The organism is Streptomyces melanosporofaciens, assembly GCF_900105695.1.
Classification (GTDB): domain Bacteria; phylum Actinomycetota; class Actinomycetes; order Streptomycetales; family Streptomycetaceae; genus Streptomyces; species Streptomyces antimycoticus.
The window spans coordinates 963,969-986,020 of the sequence record NZ_FNST01000002.1 but is presented as its reverse complement, the minus strand read 5'-3'; the positions used below and the strand labels follow the sequence as shown (position 1 = coordinate 986,020).

The 22,052-nt window shown below is 69.9% G+C and carries 16 protein-coding genes and 1 tRNA gene; 6 read left to right on the top strand and 11 right to left on the bottom strand.

Features of this window, described 5'->3' with window-relative positions; all coding sequences use genetic code 11:
* The first annotated feature begins 149 nt into the window (after positions 1–149).
* Together BLV72_RS07005 and BLV72_RS07000 are read left to right on the top strand one after the other, a co-directional pair.
* Entirely contained in the window at positions 150–1,562 is a 1,413-nt protein-coding gene (locus BLV72_RS07005; protein ID WP_093460997.1) for a pyridoxal phosphate-dependent decarboxylase family protein, read from the top strand.
* Positions 1,559–3,049 carry a lysine N(6)-hydroxylase/L-ornithine N(5)-oxygenase family protein gene (locus BLV72_RS07000; RefSeq protein ID WP_107417377.1) on the top strand — a complete coding sequence of 497 codons (1,491 nt, stop codon included), beginning with the start codon at positions 1,559–1,561 and terminating at the stop codon, positions 3,047–3,049. The genes BLV72_RS07005 and BLV72_RS07000 overlap by 4 nt, the downstream gene beginning before the upstream one ends.
* A 62-nt stretch (positions 3,050–3,111) precedes the next feature.
* Here BLV72_RS07000 and BLV72_RS06995 read toward each other — a convergent pair whose 3' ends face one another.
* Positions 3,112–4,908, bottom strand: coding sequence for a bifunctional metallophosphatase/5'-nucleotidase (locus BLV72_RS06995; RefSeq protein WP_093460995.1), 1,797 nt, complete (start codon positions 4,906–4,908; stop codon positions 3,112–3,114).
* A 225-nt stretch (positions 4,909–5,133) separates the two neighbouring features.
* Here BLV72_RS06995 and BLV72_RS06990 point away from each other — a divergent pair, with 225 nt between their 5' ends.
* Together BLV72_RS06990 and pyk are read left to right on the top strand one after the other, a co-directional pair.
* Positions 5,134–5,877 (top strand): SIMPL domain-containing protein, encoded by a 744-nt coding sequence (locus BLV72_RS06990; RefSeq protein WP_093460993.1) that lies wholly within the window; start codon positions 5,134–5,136, stop codon positions 5,875–5,877.
* A gap of 157 nt (positions 5,878–6,034) precedes the next feature.
* A complete protein-coding gene (gene pyk / locus BLV72_RS06985; RefSeq protein ID WP_093460991.1) occupies positions 6,035–7,465 on the top strand; it encodes a pyruvate kinase in 1,431 nt (476 codons plus the stop codon).
* Positions 7,466–7,499: 34 nt separating this feature from the next.
* Here pyk and BLV72_RS06980 read toward each other — a convergent pair whose 3' ends face one another.
* Positions 7,500–8,279: a hypothetical protein gene (locus BLV72_RS06980; protein WP_093460989.1), complete on the bottom strand. Its 780-nt coding sequence runs from the start codon at positions 8,277–8,279 to the stop codon at positions 7,500–7,502.
* A 78-nt stretch (positions 8,280–8,357) separates the two neighbouring features.
* A tRNA-Leu gene (locus BLV72_RS06975) sits at positions 8,358–8,440 on the bottom strand.
* 94 nt (positions 8,441–8,534) lie between these two features.
* On the opposite strand from BLV72_RS06975, the gene BLV72_RS06970 reads away from it, so the two are divergent.
* The gene (locus BLV72_RS06970; protein ID WP_093460987.1) at positions 8,535–9,170 is read left to right on the top strand and encodes an ANTAR domain-containing response regulator; all 636 of its coding nucleotides are present in this window, start codon (positions 8,535–8,537) and stop codon (positions 9,168–9,170) included.
* A 66-nt stretch (positions 9,171–9,236) separates the two neighbouring features.
* Here the strand turns inward: BLV72_RS06970 and BLV72_RS06965 are convergent, their stop codons facing one another.
* From BLV72_RS06965 to BLV72_RS06930, 8 genes are all read right to left on the bottom strand, one after another.
* Complete coding sequence (locus tag BLV72_RS06965; RefSeq protein WP_093460985.1) at positions 9,237–9,953, bottom strand: ABC transporter ATP-binding protein; 717 nt, start codon at positions 9,951–9,953, stop codon at positions 9,237–9,239.
* On the bottom strand, positions 9,950–10,867 hold the full coding sequence (locus BLV72_RS06960) for an ABC transporter ATP-binding protein (protein ID WP_093460983.1): 918 nt from the start codon (positions 10,865–10,867) through the stop codon (positions 9,950–9,952). Before BLV72_RS06960 ends, BLV72_RS06965 begins: the two co-directional genes overlap by 4 nt.
* Positions 10,864–12,618, bottom strand: a complete 1,755-nt coding sequence (locus BLV72_RS06955; protein ID WP_093460981.1) for a branched-chain amino acid ABC transporter permease — start codon at positions 12,616–12,618, stop codon at positions 10,864–10,866. The genes BLV72_RS06960 and BLV72_RS06955 overlap by 4 nt, the downstream gene beginning before the upstream one ends.
* Before the next feature lie 12 nt (positions 12,619–12,630).
* Positions 12,631–13,563: a branched-chain amino acid ABC transporter permease gene (locus tag BLV72_RS06950; RefSeq protein ID WP_014059924.1), complete on the bottom strand. Its 933-nt coding sequence runs from the start codon at positions 13,561–13,563 to the stop codon at positions 12,631–12,633.
* 102 nt (positions 13,564–13,665) lie between these two features.
* Positions 13,666–14,898 carry a branched-chain amino acid ABC transporter substrate-binding protein gene (locus tag BLV72_RS06945; protein WP_093460979.1) on the bottom strand — a complete coding sequence of 411 codons (1,233 nt, stop codon included), beginning with the start codon at positions 14,896–14,898 and terminating at the stop codon, positions 13,666–13,668.
* A gap of 464 nt (positions 14,899–15,362) precedes the next feature.
* The gene (locus tag BLV72_RS06940) at positions 15,363–15,818 is read right to left on the bottom strand and encodes a hypothetical protein (RefSeq protein WP_093460977.1); all 456 of its coding nucleotides are present in this window, start codon (positions 15,816–15,818) and stop codon (positions 15,363–15,365) included.
* Positions 15,819–16,008: 190 nt separating this feature from the next.
* The gene (locus BLV72_RS06935; protein ID WP_093460975.1) at positions 16,009–16,524 is read right to left on the bottom strand and encodes a hotdog fold thioesterase; all 516 of its coding nucleotides are present in this window, start codon (positions 16,522–16,524) and stop codon (positions 16,009–16,011) included.
* Between the two features lie 62 nt (positions 16,525–16,586).
* A complete protein-coding gene (locus BLV72_RS06930; RefSeq protein WP_093460973.1) occupies positions 16,587–18,893 on the bottom strand; it encodes an FdhF/YdeP family oxidoreductase in 2,307 nt (768 codons plus the stop codon).
* Positions 18,894–19,231: 338 nt separating this feature from the next.
* Here BLV72_RS06930 and polA point away from each other — a divergent pair, with 338 nt between their 5' ends.
* On the top strand, positions 19,232–21,970 hold the full coding sequence (polA, locus tag BLV72_RS06925; RefSeq protein WP_093460971.1) for a DNA polymerase I: 2,739 nt from the start codon (positions 19,232–19,234) through the stop codon (positions 21,968–21,970).
* Positions 21,971–22,052: the final 82 nt, after the last annotated feature.

The following is a 22,052-nucleotide window of genomic DNA, read 5'->3' as shown; positions in this document are numbered from 1 at the left end:
AATCCGTGTGACCGGGCCGTACCACGTACGGGTGCACTTCCCGCCGACCCCGGACCGGACCGCGGGCGGCGAAGTAGTTTGGGCAACCCTGACCGCCGCCCGACCGCTTCCACCTGCCCGACTCCCAGACACCCCCTAGGGGCACACCCATGCCCGTGCCCGCATCCGGAACCGCCCACCTCCTCGCCGGGGGCCATGGCGGACCGGGCGTGCTCCGCCCGATGGTCGACACCGTCCTCGACGCCCTCGCCCACGGGGCCGCCGACCGCGGCGGGCCACTCCCGGCCGGGGGACCGGCCGCGGTGGACCGGCGGATACGCGGTGCGGCCCGGCCCCTCATCCCCGACGAGGGGGAGGGGCCCCACCACGCGCTGCGCACCCTCGTCCGCGCCCTCACCCATGGCGCGGCCGACCCCGCGGACCCGCGCTGCACCGCCCATCTGCACTGCCCGCCGCTCGCCGTGGCCACCGCCGCGGACCTCGCGGTGTCCGCGCTCAACCCCTCCCTCGACTCCTGGGACCAGGCCCCCGCCGCCTGCGCACTGGAGGCGCTGACCTGCCGCGCCCTGGCCGAGCTCGTCCACCCCGACGGCCCCGCCCCCGACGCGCTCGTCACCACCGGCGGCACCGAGTCCAACCAGCTCGCGCTGCTCCTCGCCCGCGAAGCCGCGGGCGGCATCGGCAGCCCCCTGCGGATCATCTGCGGCGGCAACGCCCACCACAGCATCCACCGCGCCGCCTGGTTCCTCGGGCTTCCCGCGCCCCACCCCCTCCCCACCCCCACCGGCGTCCTCGACCCGGCCGCCCTCCACACCGCCCTGGACCGGCTGCCCGATGCCGACGCCCCCACCCTCGTCGTCGCCACCGCCGGCACCACCGACACCGGGGCCATCGACCCGCTCCCCGAGATCGCCGACGTCTGCGACCACCACGCCGCCACCCTCCACATCGACGCCGCCTACGGCGCACCCCTCCTCTTCAGCGACACCCTCCACAAACGGCTCCACGGGCTCGACCGCGCCCCCACCGTCGCCCTCGACCTGCACAAACTCGGCTGGCAGCCGGTCGCCGCGGGCCTCCTCGCCGTCCCCGACAGCGCCGCCCTCGCCCCCCTGGCCCACCACGCCGAGTACCTCAACGCCGACGACGACACCGAAGCGGGGCTGCCCGACCTGCTCGGCCGCTCCTTCCGCACCACCCGCCGTCCCGACATCTTCAAGATCGCCGTCACCCTGCGGGCGCTCGGCCGACGCGGCCTCGGCGACCTCGTCGACCACGTCTGCACGGCCGCCCAGCAGCTCGCCGACCTCATCGAGGCCCGCCCCGGCCTCGAGCTCTACGCCCGCCCCATCATCAGCACCGTCCTCTTCCGCCCCACCGGGGCACCGCCCGCCGCCGTCGCCGCGCTGCGCCGCCGCCTCCTCCACCACGGCACGGCCGTCCTCGGCCGCGCCGCCACCCCCGAGGGGCTGTGGCTCAAGGCCACCGTTCTCAACCCGCACACCCAGCCCGACGATCTGCGCGGGCTGCTCGAACTCGTGGAAGGCCACACCACCCCATGAGCACCGAACAACCCCCCACCCCCGCCGCCGATCCCGCCACCGCCGCCGACCGGCCCCTGGACCTGGCCGGTATCGGCATCGGCCCGTTCAACCTCTCCCTCGCCGCCCTCGCCCACGGCGTCCCCGCCCTGCGCACCGCCTTCTACGAACAGCGGCCCGCCTTCCACTGGCACCCCGGCCTGCTCATCGACGGCGCCACCATCCAAGTCCCCTTCCTCGCCGACCTGGTCACCCTCGCCGACCCCGGCAGCCCCTGGACCTTCCTCCAGTACCTCAAGGCCCATGAGCGGCTCTTCCCCTTCTACGTCGCCGAGCGCTTCCACATCGAGCGCGCCGAATACGACGCCTACTGCCGCTGGGTCAGCGAACAGCTCCCCGGACTCCACTTCGACCACCGCGTCGACGCCGTCCGCTGGGACCACGAATACGAGCTGTTCGAAATCGACTTCACCCGGCTCGGCGGCCCGGGCGACGACGCCCACGCGCCCCGCCCCACCGGGGCCGACGAGGACGGCAGGGCCCTCGGCCGCGCCTACGCCCGCAACATCGTCCTCGGCGTCGGCACCGAACCGTACGTCCCCGAACCCCTGCGCCCCCTCGCCGACGCCCCCAACGTCCCCGTCCTCCACTCCTGCGACTACCTCGAACACCGCGAGCGGCTCCTGGCCACCGGCCACGTCACCGTCGTCGGCTCCGGCCAATCCGGCGCCGAGGTCTTCCTCGACCTGCTGCGCAACCGGCCGCTGGGCGCAGAAGGGCTCCACTGGATGGCCCGCACCCCCGCCTTCGCGCCGATGGAATACAGCAAACTCGGCCTGGAGCAGTTCAGCCCCGACTACACCCGCTACTTCCACACCCTCCCCGAGCCCGTCCGCGACCAGCTACTGCCCCGCCAGTGGCAGCTCTACAAGGGCATCGCCCACGAGACCCTCGACGCCATCCACCACGAGCTCTACCGCCGCGCCCTCCACGCCGACAGCTGGCCCGGCGTCGTCCTCACCCCCGGCGTCACCGTCCGCACCGCCGGCCGTATCGCCGCCGCCCGCCTCGAACTCCACCTGGAACACACCGAGCAGGGCACCCGCGCCCGCCACACCACCGAGGCCGTCGTCCTCGCCACCGGCTACCGCGAGCGCCGCGTCGACACCCTGCTCGCCGCCCTCGACCCCTACGTCCGCCGGGACGCCTCCGAGCGCCCCCGCGTCGACGCCGACCATCGCCTCGTCCTCGACCCCCTGATCAAGGGCTCGGTGTACGTCCAGAACGCCGAGCGCCACACCCATGGCGTCGGCACCCCCGACCTCGGCCTCGCCGCCTGGCGCTCCGCCGTCATCCTCAACTCGCTGCTCGCGGAACCCGCCTATCGGCTGCCGTCCCGCACCGCGTTCACCGCCTTCGGCCTCCAGCCGTCGGGGCGGTGCGGCACCGTCATCGGCGGCCCGCACCTCCCCGACCAGCGCACCCCCCTCGCCCCTACGCGCACCTGACCACGCAGGGGCCCGCATCCCGTGCCCCGAAACCTGTGCCCGGCCCGGAACTCCGGACCGGACTAGAACACCGGAACGCCGTCCCGGGTCAGCTTCCAGTCCACCGACGCGAACCGCGACACCTCGATCGACTTCTCCGCCTGCACCCAGGCGATGATCGTGTTCCGGATCTCCTCCGAATTGGCCCACACCTGCTTCGCGGAGGCCACATGCGGGAAGTTGCCGCCCCCGCTCGCCCGGTAGTTGTTGACCGCCAGCACGAACTGCGCCTTCTCGTCGATCGGCTTGCCGTCGAAGCCGAGCCCCGCGATCCGCGAGCCCGGCGCCTTCGCGATGTCGATCTCGTACGTCAGGCCGCCGACCGCGTCGTAGTTGTAGTCGGGCGTGTTGTCGGCGTTCGTCAGCTTCGCCGGATCCACATCGCCGCCCGCCGGAGTCTGTACGTAGTACCGCGCCGAGAACTCCAGATACTCCTTGAGCTGGGCGCCCGTCAGCACCCGCGCCTCCAGGGTGTTCTCGAACGGATACAACCCCGCCACCTGCCGGATCGTGACCTCCCCGGCCGGAATCGCCGCCGTACGGGAGAAGCAGGACGCCTGCGAGAGCACCGGCAGCGCCGCGTACTCCGTCCCCGCCAGCGCCGCCTTCACCGTCTCCGACTGCACATGGTTGATGAAGTCGAGGATCGGCACATCCTTGTACGGCGCCTCGGTAGCCGTCATCGCCGCCGAGCAGGTGCCGATGGTCTGGTTCACATAGCCGACGACCTTCTTGTGCTCATCACCGAGCAGCCCCACGATCCGCGGGTCCTCCTCGGCCGTATGGGAATTCAGCACCTTCGCCGACACCGACGCCACCTGCCAGCGGCCCCGCTCCCACTCCAGCTCGAAGTCGAAGAGGGTGAGCCGCTGACCCCACTTGAGCGGCTCCGACAACACGACCTCGCGCCCGGTCTCCTTGTTGACCACCCGTGACTCCGGGATCTCCACATGCGCGTGGCCCACCAGAATCGCGTCGATCCCCGCGACCTTCTCGGCCACCAGCGCCGCCGCGTTCTCCACATACGGCACCTGGTCGCCGTAACTGGAGGTGCCGCTGGTCCCCGAATGCGCCGAGACGATCACCACGTCCGCGCCCATCGAGCGCAGCCGCGGCACCCACTTCGCGGCCTGCTCCTCCAGACCCGGGAAGGTCATCTTCCCCTGCACATTGACCTTGTCCCAGATCGCGATGCCCGGATTGGTCAGCCCCAGCACCGCCACCTTCACATCCCGCCCGCACGGGGTGCGCAGCCGCGTCATCCAGTACGGCGCGAAGGCGGGCCGCAGCGTCTTCGCGTCCAGCGCGTTCGCCCCCAGCAGCGGAAACTCACACTGCTCCTCGAACTTCCGCAGCACCGGGATGCCGTAGTTGAACTCATGGTTGCCCAGCGCCGCCGCGTCATAGCCGATCGCGTTCATCGCCTGCGCCATGGGATGCACCGGGCCGCCTTCCCCGGTGATCGGGTCGACCCTGGCGTAGTAGTACGACAGCTGGGTGCCCTGGATGGTGTCGCCCGCGTCGATCAGCAGCGTATTGCGGCGCCCCTTCTCCTTACGGACCTGATCGACCAGCGTGGAGATCTTCGCCAGGCCCACATCGTTGTGCGCCGTGTCGTCGAACTCGGCATCGGTGAAGTAGTCCCAGTTGAAGACGTTGCCGTGCAGATCGGTGGTGCCCATCACGGTGAAGGCGTACCGCCGCCGGGGGCGCCCGTGACCCCGTGCCTCGGCCGGGACGGCGGCCGCGGCCGAGGCGAGGGCGGCCCCCGCACTGGTCGCCGCGGTGCGGCCCAGGAACTTCCGACGGTTGAGCGGCATGGCTGATCTCCTCTGAGATACCTGCGAAATGAGCACAACGCGCGTAGATTCTGGCCCAGCCGCACCACCCCGCACCACCCCCGGCAGATTGCGATCAGGTTGCCCCCGGCGCCCCTTGAGAGGTGGTCAGGCCGGAAATCCACGGCCGGGTCGTCCCACCCCGCCGCGGGCCCGGGCGTCGTACGCTCCGGACACCACCCCTCGTGCACCCGACCAGGAGCCGCCATGGACCAGCCGGCCCACCCCACCCAGCCGCCGCAGCCCGCCGCCCCCGTACCCGCCGCCCCCGTGCCCTACGGCACCCCCGACACCCCGCATGTCGCCGTCCGCGGCGAGGCGACGCTGGAGGTCGACCCCGAGATCGCCCGGCTCACCATCGCCGTCAGCGCCCGCGGCGCCGACCGGCGCACCGCGCTCGACGACCTCACCCGGCGCAACAACCAGGTCCTCGCGCTGGTGAAGCCCTACGGCGAAGCCGTCGAGAAGCTGGAGACCGGAGCCTTCTCGGTCACCCCCGAGATCAACCCCAAGAGCCGCCATGAGCGCGTACGGGCCTACCACGGCCGGGTGCACCTCACCGCGACCCTCACCGACTTCACCGCCCTCGGCGAGCTCACCACCCGCCTCGCCGACCTCGAGCTCACCCGCGTCGACGGCCCCTGGTGGGGGCTGCGCCCCGACTCACCCGCCCACGGCCGGGCCCGGCAGCAGGCGGTGCGGGAGGCCGTGCAGCGGGCCCGCGAATACGCCGGAGCGCTCGGCTCCCGGCTGGTCGCGCTCACCGAGCTCGCCGACCTCGAGGCGGAGCAGGGCCCCTTCCAGCCCGTGGCCGCCGCCACGCGCGGCCGGTCCGCCTTCGGCGGCCCCGCCGACCGGGACGCCGTCGCCGCGCTCGACCTCGAACCGCAGCGCCAGACGGTGTATGCGCATGTCAACGCGCGCTTCACGATCACCCCTCCCGAGCTCTGAGGGCCCCTCTTCCGAGTCGTGAAACCATCCTCCGGAACGCTCATCGGAGCACCCCGCTGCACGTTTCATTAGTTGTCAATAGCCCGCCATCCAAAGGCCATGGAGGAGTGTGAAGTTCTCGGCTCTTTACTCGCCGGTAAGTCATAGGCTCGGCACCATGCGCCGAGCAAAAATCGTCTGTACTTTGGGACCCGCCACCGACTCGTACGAGCAGATCAAGGCACTCATCGAAGCCGGAATGGATGTGGCCCGCTTCAACCTCAGCCACGGCACCTATGCCGAGCACGAGGAGCGTTATCGGCGAGTGCGCAAAGCCTCGCTGGAAACCGGCCGCAGCGTCGGCATCCTCGCCGACCTTCAAGGTCCGAAGATTCGGCTCGGCCGCTTCCGTGAAGGACCCGTACTCCTTGAACGCGGAGACGAGTTCACGATCACCGTCGAGCCCATCGAGGGCGACCGGTTCCGCTGTGGCACCACCTACGAGGGGCTGGCCGGCGACGTCAGCAAGGGTGAGCGCATCCTCGTCGACGACGGCCGGGTCACCCTCGAGGTCGTCGACATCGACGGACCCCGGGTGCACACCATCTGCATCGAGGGCGGCATGATCTCCGACCACAAGGGGCTCAACCTCCCCGGCGTGGCCGTCTCCGTCCCCGCGCTGTCCAAGAAGGACATCGAGGACCTGCGCTGGGCACTGCGCACCGGCGCCGACGTCATCGCCCTCTCCTTCGTCCGCAACGGCAACGACGTCGTGGACGTCCACCGGGTGATGGACGAGGAGGACCGCCGGCTCCCCGTCATCGCCAAGATCGAGAAGCCGCAGGCGGTCGAGAACCTCGAGAGCATCGTCGACGCCTTCGACGGCATCATGGTCGCCCGCGGCGACCTCGGCGTGGAGATGCCGCTGGAGCAGGTGCCGATGGTCCAGAAGCGCGCGATCAAGCTGGCCAAGCGGAACGCCAAGCCGGTGATCGTCGCGACCCAGATGCTCGACTCGATGATCGAGAACTCCCGCCCCACCCGCGCGGAGGCATCCGACGTCGCCAACGCGATCATCGACGGCACCGACGCGGTGATGCTCTCCGGCGAGACCAGCGTCGGCAAATACCCGATCGTCACGGTCAAGACGATGGGACGCATCGTCGAGGCCGCCGAGGAGGACATCCTCGCCAAGGGCCTCCCCCCGCTCACCGAGCGCAACAAGCCCCGCACCCAGGGCGGCGCTGTGGCCCGCGCGGCGGCCGAGATGGGCGACTTCCTCGGCGCGAAGTTCCTCGTCGCCTTCACCCAGTCCGGCGACACCGTCCGCCGCCTCTCCCGCTACCGCTCCCCGATCCCCCTCCTGGCCTTCACCCCCGAACCGGGCACCCGCTCCCAGCTCAATCTGACCTGGGGCGTCGAAACCTTCCTCGGCCCGATGGTCAACTCCACGGACGAGATGGTGGCCCAGGTCGACGAGGAACTGCTGCGCCTCGGCCGCTGCCGCAAGGGCGACCTCGTCATCATCACCGCCGGCTCCCCGCCCGGCGTCTCCGGCTCCACCAACCTCGTGCGCGTCCACCACATCGGCGCGGACGACCTGAGGTAGCCGACCCTCGCTCCCCGGGGCCGAAGTGCTGGGCTCAGTACTTCGGCCCGACGTGCCTGTCCATGAGGGCGACGGAGGCACGGCGGGCGACGGAGATGTTGAACGGATCGCTCCCGCGCGCGAGTGTGGTCCACTCGACGCCGACCTTGGTGAGGGTGTCGGAGCAGAGCTTGCGGATGTCGTCGGACTTGTTGGTGAAGAGGTACCGAGGGTATTCGTAGCGCTTCGGCTTCCCGGCGACGATGCGCGTGGTCCAGTTGGTGACGCGGCAGCCGTCGGAGTGGAATAACCCGCGGATGAATTCCCATGGGTGTGCGTCCACGATCGACTGTTGCCAGGGCTCCAGGGCTATGACGCGGTCATGCTTCTTTCCCGGCCCATGTTGCGGGAACATGCACGTCCAGTGCTTCGTGTACGACTTCACTTCGGCGCATCCGTTCTTCTGCCGCCGCTGCACGCTGGGCTTGGGCATCACCTTGCGCATGGCGGTCTCCGCCTCGTCGATCAGACCGGGCCAGGCGTCGGCGCAGAAGATGGACAGATGGTGCTGTTTGGGCTTGGAGACGATATGGCCGTCGCCGAGATAGAGGCCCAGAAGGTACGCATACGACCGGTGGTCGAATGCCCGGTCAGTGCATTGGGGGCAGTCTGTGGGCTGCACGAAGAGCTCGCCCCGCTGCTTTCGGTCCTGATACCGCCACCAGCCAACGGTGCCCCGTGGGATTCCGAGAAGCTCGGCCACGTCACGATTGGCGACGCCCTGTCGCATCAGCATCACAGCGTCGTGTCGAATCGACGGACTGTAATCGTTCATGTGTCGAGCGTCGCACCTGTGGGGATGAGGATGCGGCGAATTCGGGCTCTACCACGCGAATGTGAGCGTCCGCTTGAGTACCGGGTGCGGGATTCGAACCCGCAAGCCCTCTCGGGCAGAGGTGTTTGAGACCTCCGTGTATACCATTCCACCAACCCGGCGAGGAGTTGCAGCGCGCACAGCTTACCGTGTGCGAGTCGATCTCGTCTCGCAGGTAGGCTCGAGGTGCAGTACCTGCCAGGAACGAGGAGCCCCGTGAGCGCCACCGAGCCCGTCGACGAGCAGTCGCACGTCCCACCGCTGACAACCCGCGTCGTCATCGCCGAGGACGAGGCGCTCATCCGCCTCGACCTGAAGGAGATGCTCGAGGAGGAGGGGTACTCCGTCGTCGGCGAGGCGGGCGATGGTGAGACGGCTGTCGCGCTTGCCCAGGAGCACCGCCCCGACCTCGTCATCCTCGATGTGAAGATGCCGGTTCTCGACGGCATCTCCGCCGCCGAGCGGATCGCGGCCGACCGTATCGCCCCCGTCCTGATGCTGACCGCCTTCTCCCAGCGTGAGCTGGTCGAGCGGGCCCGGGACGCCGGGGCGATGGCGTATCTCGTGAAGCCGTTCAGCAAGAGCGATGTGGTCCCGGCCATCGAGATGGCCGTCTCCCGCTTCACCGAGCTGAAGACCCTGGAGCAGGAGGTCGCCGACCTCTCCCAGCGGCTGGAGACCCGCAAGCTGGTCGACCGGGCCAAGAGCATTCTGCAGACGCAGTACGGGCTGACCGAGCCCGCCGCCTTCCGCTGGATCCAGAAGACCTCGATGGACCGCCGGCTGTCGATGCAGCAGGTGGCCGAGGCCGTTATCGAGGACGCGGCGGAGAAGAAGGCCAAGGAGCAGTAGGGGATGAGCGTAAGGGGCCCGTATCGCCGCGTCGGCGTACGGGCCCCTTACCGTTTCAGCCAGCCGTCAGTCCTCGCCGAGGTACGCCTTCCGCACCGACTCGTCGTGCAGCAGCGCATCCCCCGTCCCCGACAGCACGATCTTGCCGATCTCCATCACATGGCCCTGATCGGCCAGCGACAGGGCCGCCTGGGCGTTCTGTTCGACCAGCAGGATCGTCGTGCCCTGGGACTTGAGCTCGGCGATGGTGTGCATGATCTTCTGCATCATGATCGGCGAGAGGCCCATCGAGGGCTCGTCGAGCATCAGCAGCTTGGGGCGGGACATCAGCGCCCGCCCCATCGCGAGCATCTGCTGCTCACCGCCGGAGAGGGTGCCGGCCGCCTGGGCGCGGCGTTCGCCGAGGATGGGGAAGAGCTCGTACGCGTGGCGGATGTCGGCGGCTATGCCGTCCGCGTCCTTCCGGAGAAACGCTCCGAGCTGGAGGTTCTCGGCGATCGACAGCCGCGGGAAGATATGGCGGCCCTCGGGCGAGTGGGCCAGCCCCAGGGCGACGATCTTGTGCGCGGGGACGCCCTTCAGCGGCTGGCCGTCGAAGCGGATCTCCCCGCCGAGGGGTTCGAGCAGGCCGGACAGGGTGCGCAGCGTGGTGGTCTTGCCCGCGCCGTTGGTACCGATGAGGGTGACGACCTGGCCGGCCTCGACGCTGAACGAGATGCCCTTGACGGCCTCGATCTTGCCGTAGGCGACCCGCAGGTCCTCGACCTCGAGCAGTGCGGTCACTGTCCGTCCTCCGTACGTGCTGTGGTGCCCCGCTGGGTCTCGTCCTGCGGGGCGCCGGTCGTGGCGCCGGTGGTGGCTCCGGCCTCCGCGGCCTCGACCTCGGCGGCCTCCTCCGCGCCGGGTGCGCCTTCGAAGGGGGTGCCGAGGTAGGCGGCGATGACGCGCTCATCGCTCTGGACGACCTCGGAGGTGCCCTCGACGAGCTTCTGGCCCTGGACGAGCACGGCGACCCGGTCGCAGAGGTTGAAGATGAAGCGCATGTCGTGCTCGATGACGAGTACGGCGGTGCCCAGGTCGCGGATGGCGAAGACCAGTTCCTCGGTGGCGCGGGTCTCCTGGGGGTTCATTCCGGCGGTGGGCTCGTCGAGGAGCAGCAGTCCGGGGTCGCTGGCGAGGGCGCGTGCGATCTCCAGCTTGCGCTGTTCGCCGTAGGGGAGGTTGCGGGAGAGGTGGTCGGCCTTGTCGGCGAGGCCGGTGAACTCCAGGAGTTCCATGGCGCGGGCCTTGGAGGCGGCCTCGGCGCGTTTGAAGCCGGGGCCGCGCAGGAGGGCCGACCACAGGCCCTCCTTGGTGCGGGTGTGGCGGCCGACGAGGACGTTTTCGAGGACCGTCATGTTGGCGAAGAGCCGGATGTTCTGGAAGGTGCGGGCGATGCCGGCCTGGGTGACGAGGTGGGGCTTGGGCGGCAGGACGGTGCCCTGGTAGGCGACGCTGCCCTGGGTGGGGACGTAGAGGCCGGTGAGGCAGTTGAAGAAGGTGGTCTTGCCCGCGCCGTTGGGGCCGATGAGGCCGACGATCTCGCCGGGGTGGACGTTGAGGTCGACGGACTGTACGGCCGTGAGTCCGCCGAAGCGCATGGTGACGCCGGTGGCGGTGAGCACGGGGGAGGTCGTGGTGGTGGTCATCTGTGTCATGCCTCCGCCTTGGTGACGCCGACGGCACCGTCCTTGAGTCCGGTCGCGCCGGGGACGTCGAGCTGGCCGGTCTCGTGGTATTCGAGCTGCTGCCGCCGGTTGGGGACGATCCCTTCGGGGCGGAAGCGCATCAGCAGGATGAGCGCGATACCGAAGGCGAGGAGCTGGTAGTCCTGGAGGAATTCCAGCTTCTTGGGGATCAGGTAGAGCAGGGTGGCGCCGAGCAGGGGGCCGCCGATGGTGCCCATGCCGCCGAGGATGACGGCGGCGACCAGGAAGGTGGAGTTGGGCGGGACGGGGCCGGCGAAGACGTACTGCTCGGGCACGACGGTGGACTGGAAGTGGGCCCAGACGGCGCCGGCGACTCCGGCGAGGGTGGCGCCGAGCGCGAAGGCGACGAGCTTGACCCGGAATCCGTTGATGCCCATGGCGGTGGCGGCGGTCTCGTCCTCGCGGATGGCGACCCAGGCGCGGCCGATGCGGGAGTTGCCCGCGCGGCTGAAGATCAGCACGACGACGATGGTGACCAGCAGCATCAGCAGGTAGTAGTTGCCGTTGGAGTCGAGGCTGAGGCCGGCGATGTTGTGGTCGTCGTTGAAGTTGAACCCGAAGATCTCCAACGGCGGGATGTTGGGGATGCCGTCGGGGCCGTTGGTGACGGAGGGGCCTGAGGTGCCGTCGAGGTTCAGCATGGCGAGACGGAAGATCTCTCCGAAGCCGAGGGTGACGATGGCGAGGTAGTCGCCGCGCAGCCGCAGGGTGGGGGCGCCGATGACCACGCCGAAGATCAGGGAGACCACACCGCCGGTGATCACGGCGGCCCAGAAGGGGAACCTGACGTCGATGGTCGAGGCGGTGGATCCGGAGACCAGGGCGGCGGTGTAGGCGCCGACGCCGAGGAAGGCGACGTATCCGAGGTCGAGGAGGCCGGCGAGGCCGACGACGATGTTCAGGCCGAGGGCGACGGTCGCGAAGATCGCGATGTTGACGCCGAGTTCGGTGAAGCTGGACTTGTCCTGGAAGAAGGGGAAGACGATCGCGGTGATCAGCGCCGCGACCAGGGTGGTGGAGCGGTAGGCGCTGGTGAGCTCGCTGATCCGGCTGACGAGCCCGGCCTTGACCAGGGCGACGGCGGCGAACGCGACGGCGATGAGGTAGCCGATGAACGGCTCGGGGTGGTCGGCGTCGGTCTGGATGCCGTAGTTGACCACGTAGAGGCCGAGGGCGAAGACGCCCGCGATGATCAGGATGTCGGCCCAGGAGGGCAGCTCCTTGGGGCGGCACAGGGGGCGGGTGTCGTCCGGGAGCAGGAAGGTGGTGGCCACGGGGGCGGCGGTCACCACCGCGGCGATCCAGCCGCCGGGTTCGAGGTTGACCAGGCCGTCCAGGTCCACGGCGATGGAGATGACGGTGAACCAGGTGACGGCGAAGGTGCCGAGGGCCAGCATCCGCAGCGCTTGGGTGGAGCCGCTGGGGGTGAGCCAGCGCAGGCCCTTCAGGTCGAGGGCGGCCAGCGCGAAGACGGCGGTGGCGATGCCGAGGACGAGGGTGAGGAGCTGGAGTCCGCCCGGGTAGCCGTAGACGGTCAGGTCGCCGGGGAATTCGGCGGTCCAGGTCCAGGCGAGGAAGGTGGAGACGACGGCGGCGGCGCCGCCGGCCGCGGTGAGGGCGCGGAGCAGGGTGGTGCGCGGCGCGGTGGCGCCGGCCTCGGCCTCGTTCACGGGGGTGGGCTGGGTCTTGTCGGTGGTCATCGGTTCACTCCCTCACGCCCGGTCCGCGACGCGTTCGCCGAGCAGGCCCTGTGGCCTGACCAGCAGGACGACGATGAGCAGGGTGAAGGCCCATACGTCCTTCCAGGCGCCGCCGCCGAGTTGGTCCATCCCGGGGATGTCCTGGATGTACTTGATGGCCAGGGCCTCGACGATGCCGAGGACGACGCCGCCGAGCATGGCGCCGTAGATGTTGCCGATGCCGCCGAGCACGGCGGCGGTGAACGCCTTGAGGCCGGCGATGAAGCCCATCTCGAAGTTGATCTGGCCGTACTTGAGCCCGTGGGAGAGGGCGGCGACGGCGGCGAACGCACCGCCGATGGCGAAGGCCATCACGATGATGCGGTCGGTGTTGATGCCCATGAGCTTGGCGGTGTCGGGGTCCTGTGCGGTGGCCTGCATGGCGCGGCCGGCGCGGCTCTTGGAGACGAACAGCCCGAGGGCGAGCATGCACACCGGGGCGGCTATGAGGAGGAAGGCGTCGCCGCGCTGGATGTGGAGATCGCTGAAGATCTCGAACGAGGAGCCTTCGAACTGCGGGAAGCTGCGGGGCTTCTTGGCGTCGGGGTAGAAGGCCCAGACGGCCTGCTGCAGCGCGATGGACAGACCGATCGCGGTGATCAGGGGGGCGAGCCGGGGTCCGCCGCGCAGGGGCCGGTAGGCGAAGCGTTCCGCCGCGGTGGCGATGGCGACCGAGGCGATGACGCCGCCGATCAGCATGAGGGGCAGGGCGAGGGAGAGCGCGGTGCCGCTGGGCAGCCAGATGTAGATGGTGAGGGCCCCGAAGCCCCCGATCATGAAGATCTCGCCGTGGGCGAAGTTGATGAGCTGGACGATGCCGTAGACCATGGTGTACCCGATGGCGATCAAGCCGTAGAGGGCGCCAAGGGTCAGGCCGTTGACCAGCGTTTGCGGCAGTTCGTGCACCGCAGGGCCTCCGATGAGCGTGTCGGATATGACGCCGCGCGAGGGCGATGGTGTACGCCCTCGCGCGGATTCGTTTCGTGGGTGTGCGGATCGCCGCCGGGGTCAGTCCTTGAAGGTCTCGCTCTTCACGGACTTCCAGGCGCCCTTGGTGACCTTGTAGACGGTGAGCTGCTTGTTGGTGGTGTCGCCGTACTGGTCGAAGGAGACCTTGCCGGTGACGCCGTCGAAGGAGACCTTGCCGAGCGCCTCGGTGATCTTGGCGCGGGCGTCGTCCGGGAGCTTGCCGTCGTTGTCCTCGACGACGGCCTTGACGGCCTGGATGATGGCCCAGCCGGCGTCGTAGGAGTAGCCGCCGTAGGCCGCGTACGGGTCCTTGTAGTGCTGGTCCCCGTAGTTCTTCACGAAGGTCTTGGCGGAGTCGAGCTGCTCGACCGGGTAGCCGACGGAGGTGGCGAGGTCGCCGTCGTTGCTGGTGCCCGACGCCTTGATGAAGGCGGGGTCGTAGATGCCGTCGCCGCCCATGATCGGGACCTGCGCGCCGGCCTGCTTGACCTGGTCGGACAGCAGTCCGCCCTCGGGGTACTGGCCGCCGAAGTAGACGGAGTCGGCGCCGGTGGACTTGACCTTGCTGGAGATGCCGGAGAAGTCGGTCTCCTTGACGGTCAGGTGGTCCCGGCCGACGACCTTGCCGCCGAGGCGCTTGAACTCCTCGGCGAAGATGGTGGCGAGGCCGTTGCCGTACGCCTGCTTGTCGTCGATGACGAAGACCTTCCGCTTCTTCGCGTCCTTGTAGTAGTACTGCGCGGCGAAGCGGCCCTGGATGATGTCGGTGGTCGCGGTGCGGAAGTAGGTCTTGAACGGGCGCGATTTCTTGCCCGAGGCCCAGTCGTCACCCTGGCTGAGGGCCGGGTTGGTGTTGGCGGGGGAGACCTGGGCGAGGTCGGCCCGGTCGAAGACGCCCTGCATGGACTGGGCGACGCCCGAGTTGAGCGGCCCGACCGCGCCGAGGATGTCCTCGTCGTCGACCATCGAGGTCGCGTTCGCCTTGCCGGAGGAGGGCACGGCCTGGTCGTCGAAGGACTTGACCTTGAAGGTGACCCCGTCGACCTCGTTGTTCTTGTTGGCCACCTTGGCCGCGAGGTCGACGGAGTTCTTGATGCCCTGGCCGAGGGCGGACAGCGAGCCCGTGAGCGGGGCGTCGACACCGATGACCACGGTCGTCTTGCTGTCCTTGCCGCCACTGTCGTCTTTGTCGTCGCGCGACCCGCAGGCGCTGAGCGTGAGGGCGCCCGCGGTGATCGCGGTCGTGATGATGAGCAAGGAACGGTGTCGCACGAGGAATCCTTTCGCTGGCCCGGCACCCCGGGTTCATGGGGTGCCGTGTCCTCGCCGGATGAACCTGGAATGGCCGTGCGGGTGCGGCGTACACCCCACGGGGCCGTGACTGGCTGTGACTCTAAGCGCGGGGCGCGACCGGTGGCAGAGGTCCAGACGATGATGTGACTGTCTTGTTATGACGCGCGTCACCCCGGGATGTCCGTGTAGCGGAACGTAAGGGACGAATGGGGCGAATCTGATCCAACCATTAGGTCCGGATCCTGAGAAGCTGCAGTTCCGCTAAGGAGTGCGGGGGACTGGTGAACGATGCGCGAACGGCCGTGTGCGGACGAGCGGGGAAAGATCGAGTTCAGGGGCGTCGCGGGTGGCGAAAATGCGATCTTATATTGCGTTAGTGTTACGGAGTGTTACGACTGTCGACGTCGGTCCGGTGCGGTGGCGGGGTGCCGGACGGGCGCGGCTCAGATCGGCGGGCGCCAGTTCCCGGAGCTGTGGGTGGCGCCGTCCGCGGCCGCGCAGCGGCGCTCGGCCAGGCGTTTGATCAGCGCTTTGGCGGCCGGGGTGCCATGCCGCCGCCGCTCGGCGCGCGCGGCGTGGACGATGTCGTCGTAGATCTCGTACTGCTGGTTGGAGAGCCCCTTCTGCTCCCAGTCGAGCCCGGCCCAGCGGCTGCCCGCAAGGTCCTGTTCGGCCCAGTAGGAGATGAGATCGGTGCACAGCCGTACGGGCGAAGGCGCCTGTGGCGCGGGGCTGTTGGGGCCGGGGCCGGATGCGGACGGGGAGCTGTCGCCCGAGCCGCGAGAGCCGTCGGAGCCGCCGGAACCGGATCCGCCGCATCCGGTCAGTGTCACGGCGAGTGCGAGAGCGCAGCCACAGGCGGTGGCGGGCCAGGGACCCGTCCGGGTCGTTGCCCCCATGGGGAGTCACGCTAGACCCGGCCTCCCGGGGGGACAACGGCGATGACGCAGGCTGTTACCGCTGGGGCCGGACCGGCTGTTACCGCGAGGGCCGGACTGGCCGGGGTTGGACGCCCCGGGGCACTGGATGCTGCCCGGGGCCGGAAGTGGGGCACCGGATGGCGCCCGAGGGCGTCCGGCCCCCCGGGCGTCACGCTTCGCCGCGCTCCTTGGCCTCGGTGACCTCGGCGACCGTCTTGGCCTGGCCGGCCTCGTCGACCTCGCGCAGCAGGCAGGTGAGGCGTGCGGTGCACACCCGCCGGCCCTGCTCATCGCTGATGACGATCTCGTAGGTGGCGGTGGAGCGGCCCCGGTGGACGGGGGTGGCGACACCGGTGACCAGGCCGGAGCGCACTCCGCGGTGGTGGGTGCAGTTGAGGTCGACGCCGACCGCGATCCGCCCGCTGCCGCCGTGGAGCATCGAGCCGACCGAGCCGAGAGTTTCGGCCAGCACGGCGGAGGCCCCGCCGTGCAGCAGTCCGTACGGCTGGGTGTTGCCCTCGACGGGCATGGTGGCCACGACGCGGTCCGCGGAGGCTTCCAGGATCTGCACGCCCATGCGGGTGCCCAGGTGCCCGGCGGAGAACAGCGCGGGAAGGTCCACGCCGAGCGCCGCGTACTCGTCGATGACCTCCTGCGGGAACTTCACGCTGGTCTGCTCGCCCATCGGACCGGCTCCGTTCGTTTGCTTGTGGTGGCCACCTTCTTACCAGGTGACTGAGCAAACGCTTAGGCCGGGGGTGTCTGTTCCAGGCGGACCACCACGGACTTGCTCGCCGGGGTGTTGCTGGTGTCGGCGGTGGCGTCCAGCGGGACCAGGACGTTGGTCTCCGGGTAGTACGAGGCGGCGCAGCCGCGCGCGGTCGGGTAGTGGATCACGCGGAAGCCGGTGGCGCGCCGCTCGGTGCCGTCCGTCCACTCGCTGACCAGGTCGGCGTAGCTCCCGTCGGCAAACCCGAGCTCCTGGGCGTCCTCGGGGTGCACCAGCACCACCCGGCGGCCGTTCTTGATGCCGCGGTAGCGGTCGTCCAGGCCGTAGATGGTGGTGTTGTACTGGTCGTGGGAGCGGAGGGTCTGCAGCAGCAGCCGGCCCTCGGGCGCCGTGGGGTACTCGACGGGGGCCGCGGTGAAGTTGGCCTTACCGGTGGTGGTGGGGAAGCTGCGGCTGTCGCGCGGGGCGTGCGGCAGGGCGAAACCGGAGGGGTCGCTCACCCGGGCGTTGAAGTCCTCGAAGCCGGGGATGACGGCGGCGATGCGGTCGCGGATCCGCGCGTAGTCCTTCTCGAACTCCTCCCAGGGGGTGCGGCTTTCGGGGCCGAGCACCCGGCGGGCCAGCCGGCAGACGATGGCCGGTTCGGAGAGCAGATGGGAGCTCGCGGGCTCCAGGCGCCCACGGGAGGCGTGCACCATGCCCATGGAGTCCTCGACGGTGACGAACTGCGGGCCGCCGCCCTGCAGATCGGCCTCGGTACGGCCGAGGGTGGGCAGGATCAGCGCCCGCGCCCCGGTGACCACATGGGAGCGGTTGAGCTTGGTGGAGACATGGACGGTCAGCCGCGCGGCGCGCATCGCGCCCTCGGTGACCTCGGTGTCGGGGGAGGCCGCCACGAAGTTGCCGCCCATGGCGAAGAAGACCTTCGCCTGGCCGTCGCGCAGGGCGCGGATGGCCCGCACGACGTCGAAGCCGTGCTCACGGGGTGGGGCGAAGCCGAACTCGCGCTCCAGGGCGTCGAGGAAGGCCGGGGCGGGGCGCTCGAAGATGCCCATGGTGCGGTCGCCCTGCACATTGCTGTGGCCGCGCACCGGGCAGACCCCGGCGCCGGGGCGGCCGACATTGCCGCGCAGCAGCAGGAAGTTGACGACCTCCCGGATGGTGGGCACCGAGTGCTTGTGCTGGGTCAGGCCCATCGCCCAGCACACGATGGTGCGCTGGGAGTCGAGGACCATGCGCAGCGCGCGGTCGACGTCGGCGCGGTCGAGGCCGGTGGCGCGCAGCGTCTCGTCCCAGTCGGCGTCCCGGGCGGCCTTGGCGAACTCCTCGAAGCCATGGGTGTGCTCGCCGATGAACTCCTCGTCGATGGCTCCCTCCCCCGCGCCGGAGGCGCTGTCGGACGCTTCCAGGATGAGCTTGTTGAGGAGACGGAAGAGGGCCTGGTCGCCGCCGAGCCGGATCTGCAGGAAGAGGTCGGTGAGCGCGGTGCCGCCGCCGGCGATGCCGCGTGCGTTCTGCGGGTTCTTGAACCGCTCCAGCCCGGCCTCGGGCAGCGGGTTGATGGAGATGATCTTCGCGCCGCCGGCCTTCGCCTTCTCCAGGGCGGAGAGCATGCGCGGGTGGTTGGTGCCGGGGTTCTGCCCGGCCACGATGATCAGGTCGGCCTGGTAGAGGTCCTCGAGCAGCACGCTGCCCTTACCGACGCCGAGAGTCTCGGTGAGTGCCGAGCCGGAGGACTCATGGCACATGTTGGAGCAGTCGGGCAGGTTGTTGGTGCCGAATTCGCGGGCGAAGAGCTGGTAGAGGAAGGCCGCCTCGTTGCTGGTGCGGCCCGAGGTGTAGAAGACCGCCTCGTCGGGGGAGTCGAGCGCGGTCAGCTCGTCGCCGATGATGTCGAAGGCCCGGTCCCAGGAGACCGGCTCGTACCGCTCGGCGCCCTCGTCCAGATACATGGGCTGGGTGAGCCGGCCCTGCTGGCCGAGCCAGTAGCCGCTGCGGGTGGCGAGGTCGGCCACCGGGTGGGCGGCGAAGAAGTCGGGGGTGACCCGGCGAAGGGTGGCCTCCTCGGCGACGGCCTTCGCCCCGTTCTCACAGAACTCGGCCGCATGGCGCTTGTCCGGCTCGGGCCAGGCGCAGCCGGGGCAGTCGAAGCCGTTCTTCTGGTTGACGCGCAGGAGGGTGAGCGCGGTGCGGCGCACCCCCATCTGCTGCTGGGCGATGCGCAGCGAATGCCCCACGGCCGGGAGCCCGGCGGCGGCATGTTGCGGGGGTGTGACCTCGGGCGCGTCCTGGATCGGATCGCCTGCGGGCGGCTTGGCTGCCATCGTCGCTCCCCTTGGGCTCGAACGTTGCGGGACCTGTGCGTGGACCTGTGCCTCAAATCCTGTCACGGGCCTACGACAGCCGAGGCGGCGGCCCGGTCCGGCGGTGCGGGGGCACGATCTGTGTGCCGTCTGCTCCGATCTTGTACGCGGCCCGGTCCGATCTCGCGCCCGGTCCGATCTCGCGCCCGGTCCGATCTCGCGCCCGGTCCGATCTCGCGCCCGGTCCGATCTCGCGCCCGGTCCGATCTCGCGCCCGGTCCGGTCCGGTGGCCGGGGGCGGGCCGGTCCGGTGGCCGGGGCGGGAGGCATTGTCGGTGGGCCGTGGCAGGATCGGGGGCGTGGCAGAGAAAGCATCGAAGAAGACCGCAGCGCCCGCGCCCGACCGCACGGGGGAGGACCGTCCCCGCCTGCTCCTGCTGGACGGGCATTCCCTGGCATACCGGGCGTTCTTCGCGCTGCCGGCGGAGAACTTCAGCACGACCACCGGCCAGACCACCAACGCGATCTACGGCTTCACCTCGATGCTGGCGAACACGCTCCGTGATGAGCAGCCCACGCACCTCGCCGTGGCGTTCGACGTCTCGCGCAAGACCTGGCGCTCCGAGCAGTTCACGGAGTACAAGGCGAACCGCTCCAAGTCCCCCGACGAGTTCAAGGGCCAGGTCGAGCTGATCGGCGAGCTGCTCGACGCCATGAACATCACGCGCTTCGCGGTGGACGGCTTCGAGGCCGACGACGTGATCGCCACCCTCGCCACCCAGGCCGAGGAGCAGGGCTTCGACGTGCTGATCGTCACCGGCGACCGGGATTCGTTCCAGCTGGTCACCGACCATGTCACGGTGCTCTACCCCACCAAGGGCGTCTCCGAGCTGACCCGGTTCACCCCCGGGAAGGTGCATGAGAAGTACGGCCTCACCCCGGCCCAGTACCCCGACTTCGCGGCCCTGCGCGGCGACCCGTCGGACAACCTCCCCGGCATCCCGGGCGTCGGCGAGAAGACCGCGGCGAAGTGGATCAATCAGTTCGGCTCGTTCAAGGAGCTGGTGGAGCGGGTCGACGAGGTCAAGGGGAAGGTCGGCGAGAAGCTCCGCGACCACCTGGAGTCCGTCAAGCTCAACCGCCAGCTGACCGAGCTGGTGCGGGATGTGGAGCTGACCGCAGGACCCGAGGGGCTGGGGCGCGCTCCGTACGACCGGGAGGCGCTCTCGGTGATCCTGGACGCGCTGGAGTTCCGCCACCAGAACTTCCGCGACCGGATCATGGCCGTCGACCCGGGCGCGGCGGCGGACGAGCCCGCGGCCGCGGAGCCGGGAATCGCGGTCGACGGCGTGGTGCTGGGCGCGGGCGAGCTCGCCCCCTGGCTGGAGAGCCACCGTGACGCCCCGCTGGGCCTGGCCACGGTCGACACCTGGGCGCTGGGCAGCGGCAGCGTCAGTGAGATCGCGCTGGCCACCGGCTCCGGCCCCGCCGCGTTCTTCGACCCCTCGCAGCTGGACGAGGCCGATGAGCGGGCGTTCGCCGAGTGGATCGCGGACCCCGACCGCCCCAAGGTGCTGCACAACGCCAAGGGGATCATGCGGGTCTTCGCCGAGCACGGCTGGTCCGTCGCGGGCGTCACCATGGACACCGCGCTGGCGGCCTATCTGGTCAAGCCCGGCCGCCGCTCCTTCGAGCTGGACGCCCTGTCGGTGGAGTACCTGGGCCGTGAGCTGTCCCCGGCGGTGGCCGCGGACAGCGGACAGCTGGCCTTCGGCGCCGATGACGAGGCCGAGCGGGACGCCCTGATGATCAAGGCGCGGACGATCCTGGACCTGGGCGAGGCGTTCGCCGGCCGGCTGAAGGACGTGGGCGCCGCCGGGCTGCTGCACGACATGGAGCTGCCCGTCTCCGAGCTGCTGGCCCGGATGGAGCGGTCGGGCATCGCCGCCGACCGCGGCTGGCTGGAGCGCATGGAGCAGCAGTTCGCGGCCGCCGTGCAGCACGCCGTGCAGGAGGCGCACGCCGCGGTGGGCCATGAGTTCAACCTCGGCTCGCCCAAGCAGCTCCAGGAGGTGCTCTTCGGCGAGCTGGGCCTGCCCAAGACCAAGAAGACCAAGACCGGATACACCACGGACGCCGACGCGCTGGCGTGGCTGGCCGCGCAGACCGACCACGAGCTCCCGGTGATCATGCTGCGCCACCGGGAGCAGGCGCGGCTGCGCTCCACTGTCGAGGGCCTGATCAAGACCATCGCCCCCGGCGGCCGCATCCACACCACCTTCAACCAGACCGTGGCGGCCACCGGCCGGCTCTCCTCCACCGACCCCAATCTGCAGAACATCCCGGTGCGCACGGACGAGGGCCGGGCGATCCGGCGCGGCTTCGTCGTCGGTGACGGCTTCGAATCGCTGATGACCGCCGACTACAGCCAGATCGAGCTGCGCGTGATGGCCCATCTCTCCGAGGACGAGGGCCTGATCGAGGCGTTCACCTCCGGTGAGGACCTCCACACCACGGTCGCCTCCCAGGTCTTCTCCGTCGACAAGTCGGCGGTCGACCCGGAGATGCGCCGCAAGATCAAGGCCATGTCCTACGGGCTGGCGTATGGCCTTTCGGCGTTCGGCCTCTCCCAGCAGCTGGGCATCACCCCCGATGAGGCCCGCAAGCTGATGGAGAACTTCTTCGAGCGGTTCGGCGGGGTGCGCGACTATCTGCAGCGGGTCGTCGAGGAGGCGCGCGCCACCGGCTATACGGAGACCATGCTCGGCCGCCGCCGCTATCTCCCGGACCTCACCAGCGACAACCGCCAGCGCCGTGAGATGGCCGAGCGGATGGCGCTCAACGCCCCGATCCAGGGCACCGCCGCCGATATCGTGAAGATCGCGATGCTCAAGGTGGACGCGGCGTTGACGGGGGAGAAACTCTCGTCGCGGATGCTGTTGCAGGTCCACGACGAAATCGTGCTGGAGATCGCGTCCGGTGAGCGGGAGCGGGTCGAGGAGCTGGTCCGCCGGGAGATGACGGGCGCCTTCAGCCTGAGCGCTCCGCTGGACGTATCGGTAGGATCCGGGTCGGACTGGGAATCGGCGGCTCACTGAGGGTTCCACTGATGCGGTGTTTGCACCGGTAGCTGCGGGCCATAAGTTGTCGTAGTGTCACCAGAGTTGACGCGCCGGGGGA

What these genes read in the sequence shown, in the direction of transcription:
- BLV72_RS07005 (WP_093460997.1), top strand. Translation starts at nt 150, where the DNA reads ATGCCCGTGCCCGCATCCGGAACCGCCCACCTCCTCGCCGGGGGCCAT.
- BLV72_RS07000 (WP_107417377.1), top strand. Translation starts at nt 1,559, where the DNA reads ATGAGCACCGAACAACCCCCCACCCCCGCCGCCGATCCCGCCACCGCC.
- BLV72_RS06995 (WP_093460995.1), bottom strand. Translation starts at nt 4,908, where the DNA reads ATGCCGCTCAACCGTCGGAAGTTCCTGGGCCGCACCGCGGCGACCAGT.
- BLV72_RS06990 (WP_093460993.1), top strand. Translation starts at nt 5,134, where the DNA reads ATGGACCAGCCGGCCCACCCCACCCAGCCGCCGCAGCCCGCCGCCCCC.
- pyk (WP_093460991.1), top strand. Translation starts at nt 6,035, where the DNA reads ATGCGCCGAGCAAAAATCGTCTGTACTTTGGGACCCGCCACCGACTCG.
- BLV72_RS06980 (WP_093460989.1), bottom strand. Translation starts at nt 8,279, where the DNA reads ATGAACGATTACAGTCCGTCGATTCGACACGACGCTGTGATGCTGATG.
- BLV72_RS06960 (WP_093460983.1), bottom strand. Translation starts at nt 10,867, where the DNA reads ATGACACAGATGACCACCACCACGACCTCCCCCGTGCTCACCGCCACC.
- BLV72_RS06955 (WP_093460981.1), bottom strand. Translation starts at nt 12,618, where the DNA reads ATGACCACCGACAAGACCCAGCCCACCCCCGTGAACGAGGCCGAGGCC.
- BLV72_RS06940 (WP_093460977.1), bottom strand. Translation starts at nt 15,818, where the DNA reads ATGGGGGCAACGACCCGGACGGGTCCCTGGCCCGCCACCGCCTGTGGC.
- BLV72_RS06935 (WP_093460975.1), bottom strand. Translation starts at nt 16,524, where the DNA reads ATGGGCGAGCAGACCAGCGTGAAGTTCCCGCAGGAGGTCATCGACGAG.
- BLV72_RS06930 (WP_093460973.1), bottom strand. Translation starts at nt 18,893, where the DNA reads ATGGCAGCCAAGCCGCCCGCAGGCGATCCGATCCAGGACGCGCCCGAG.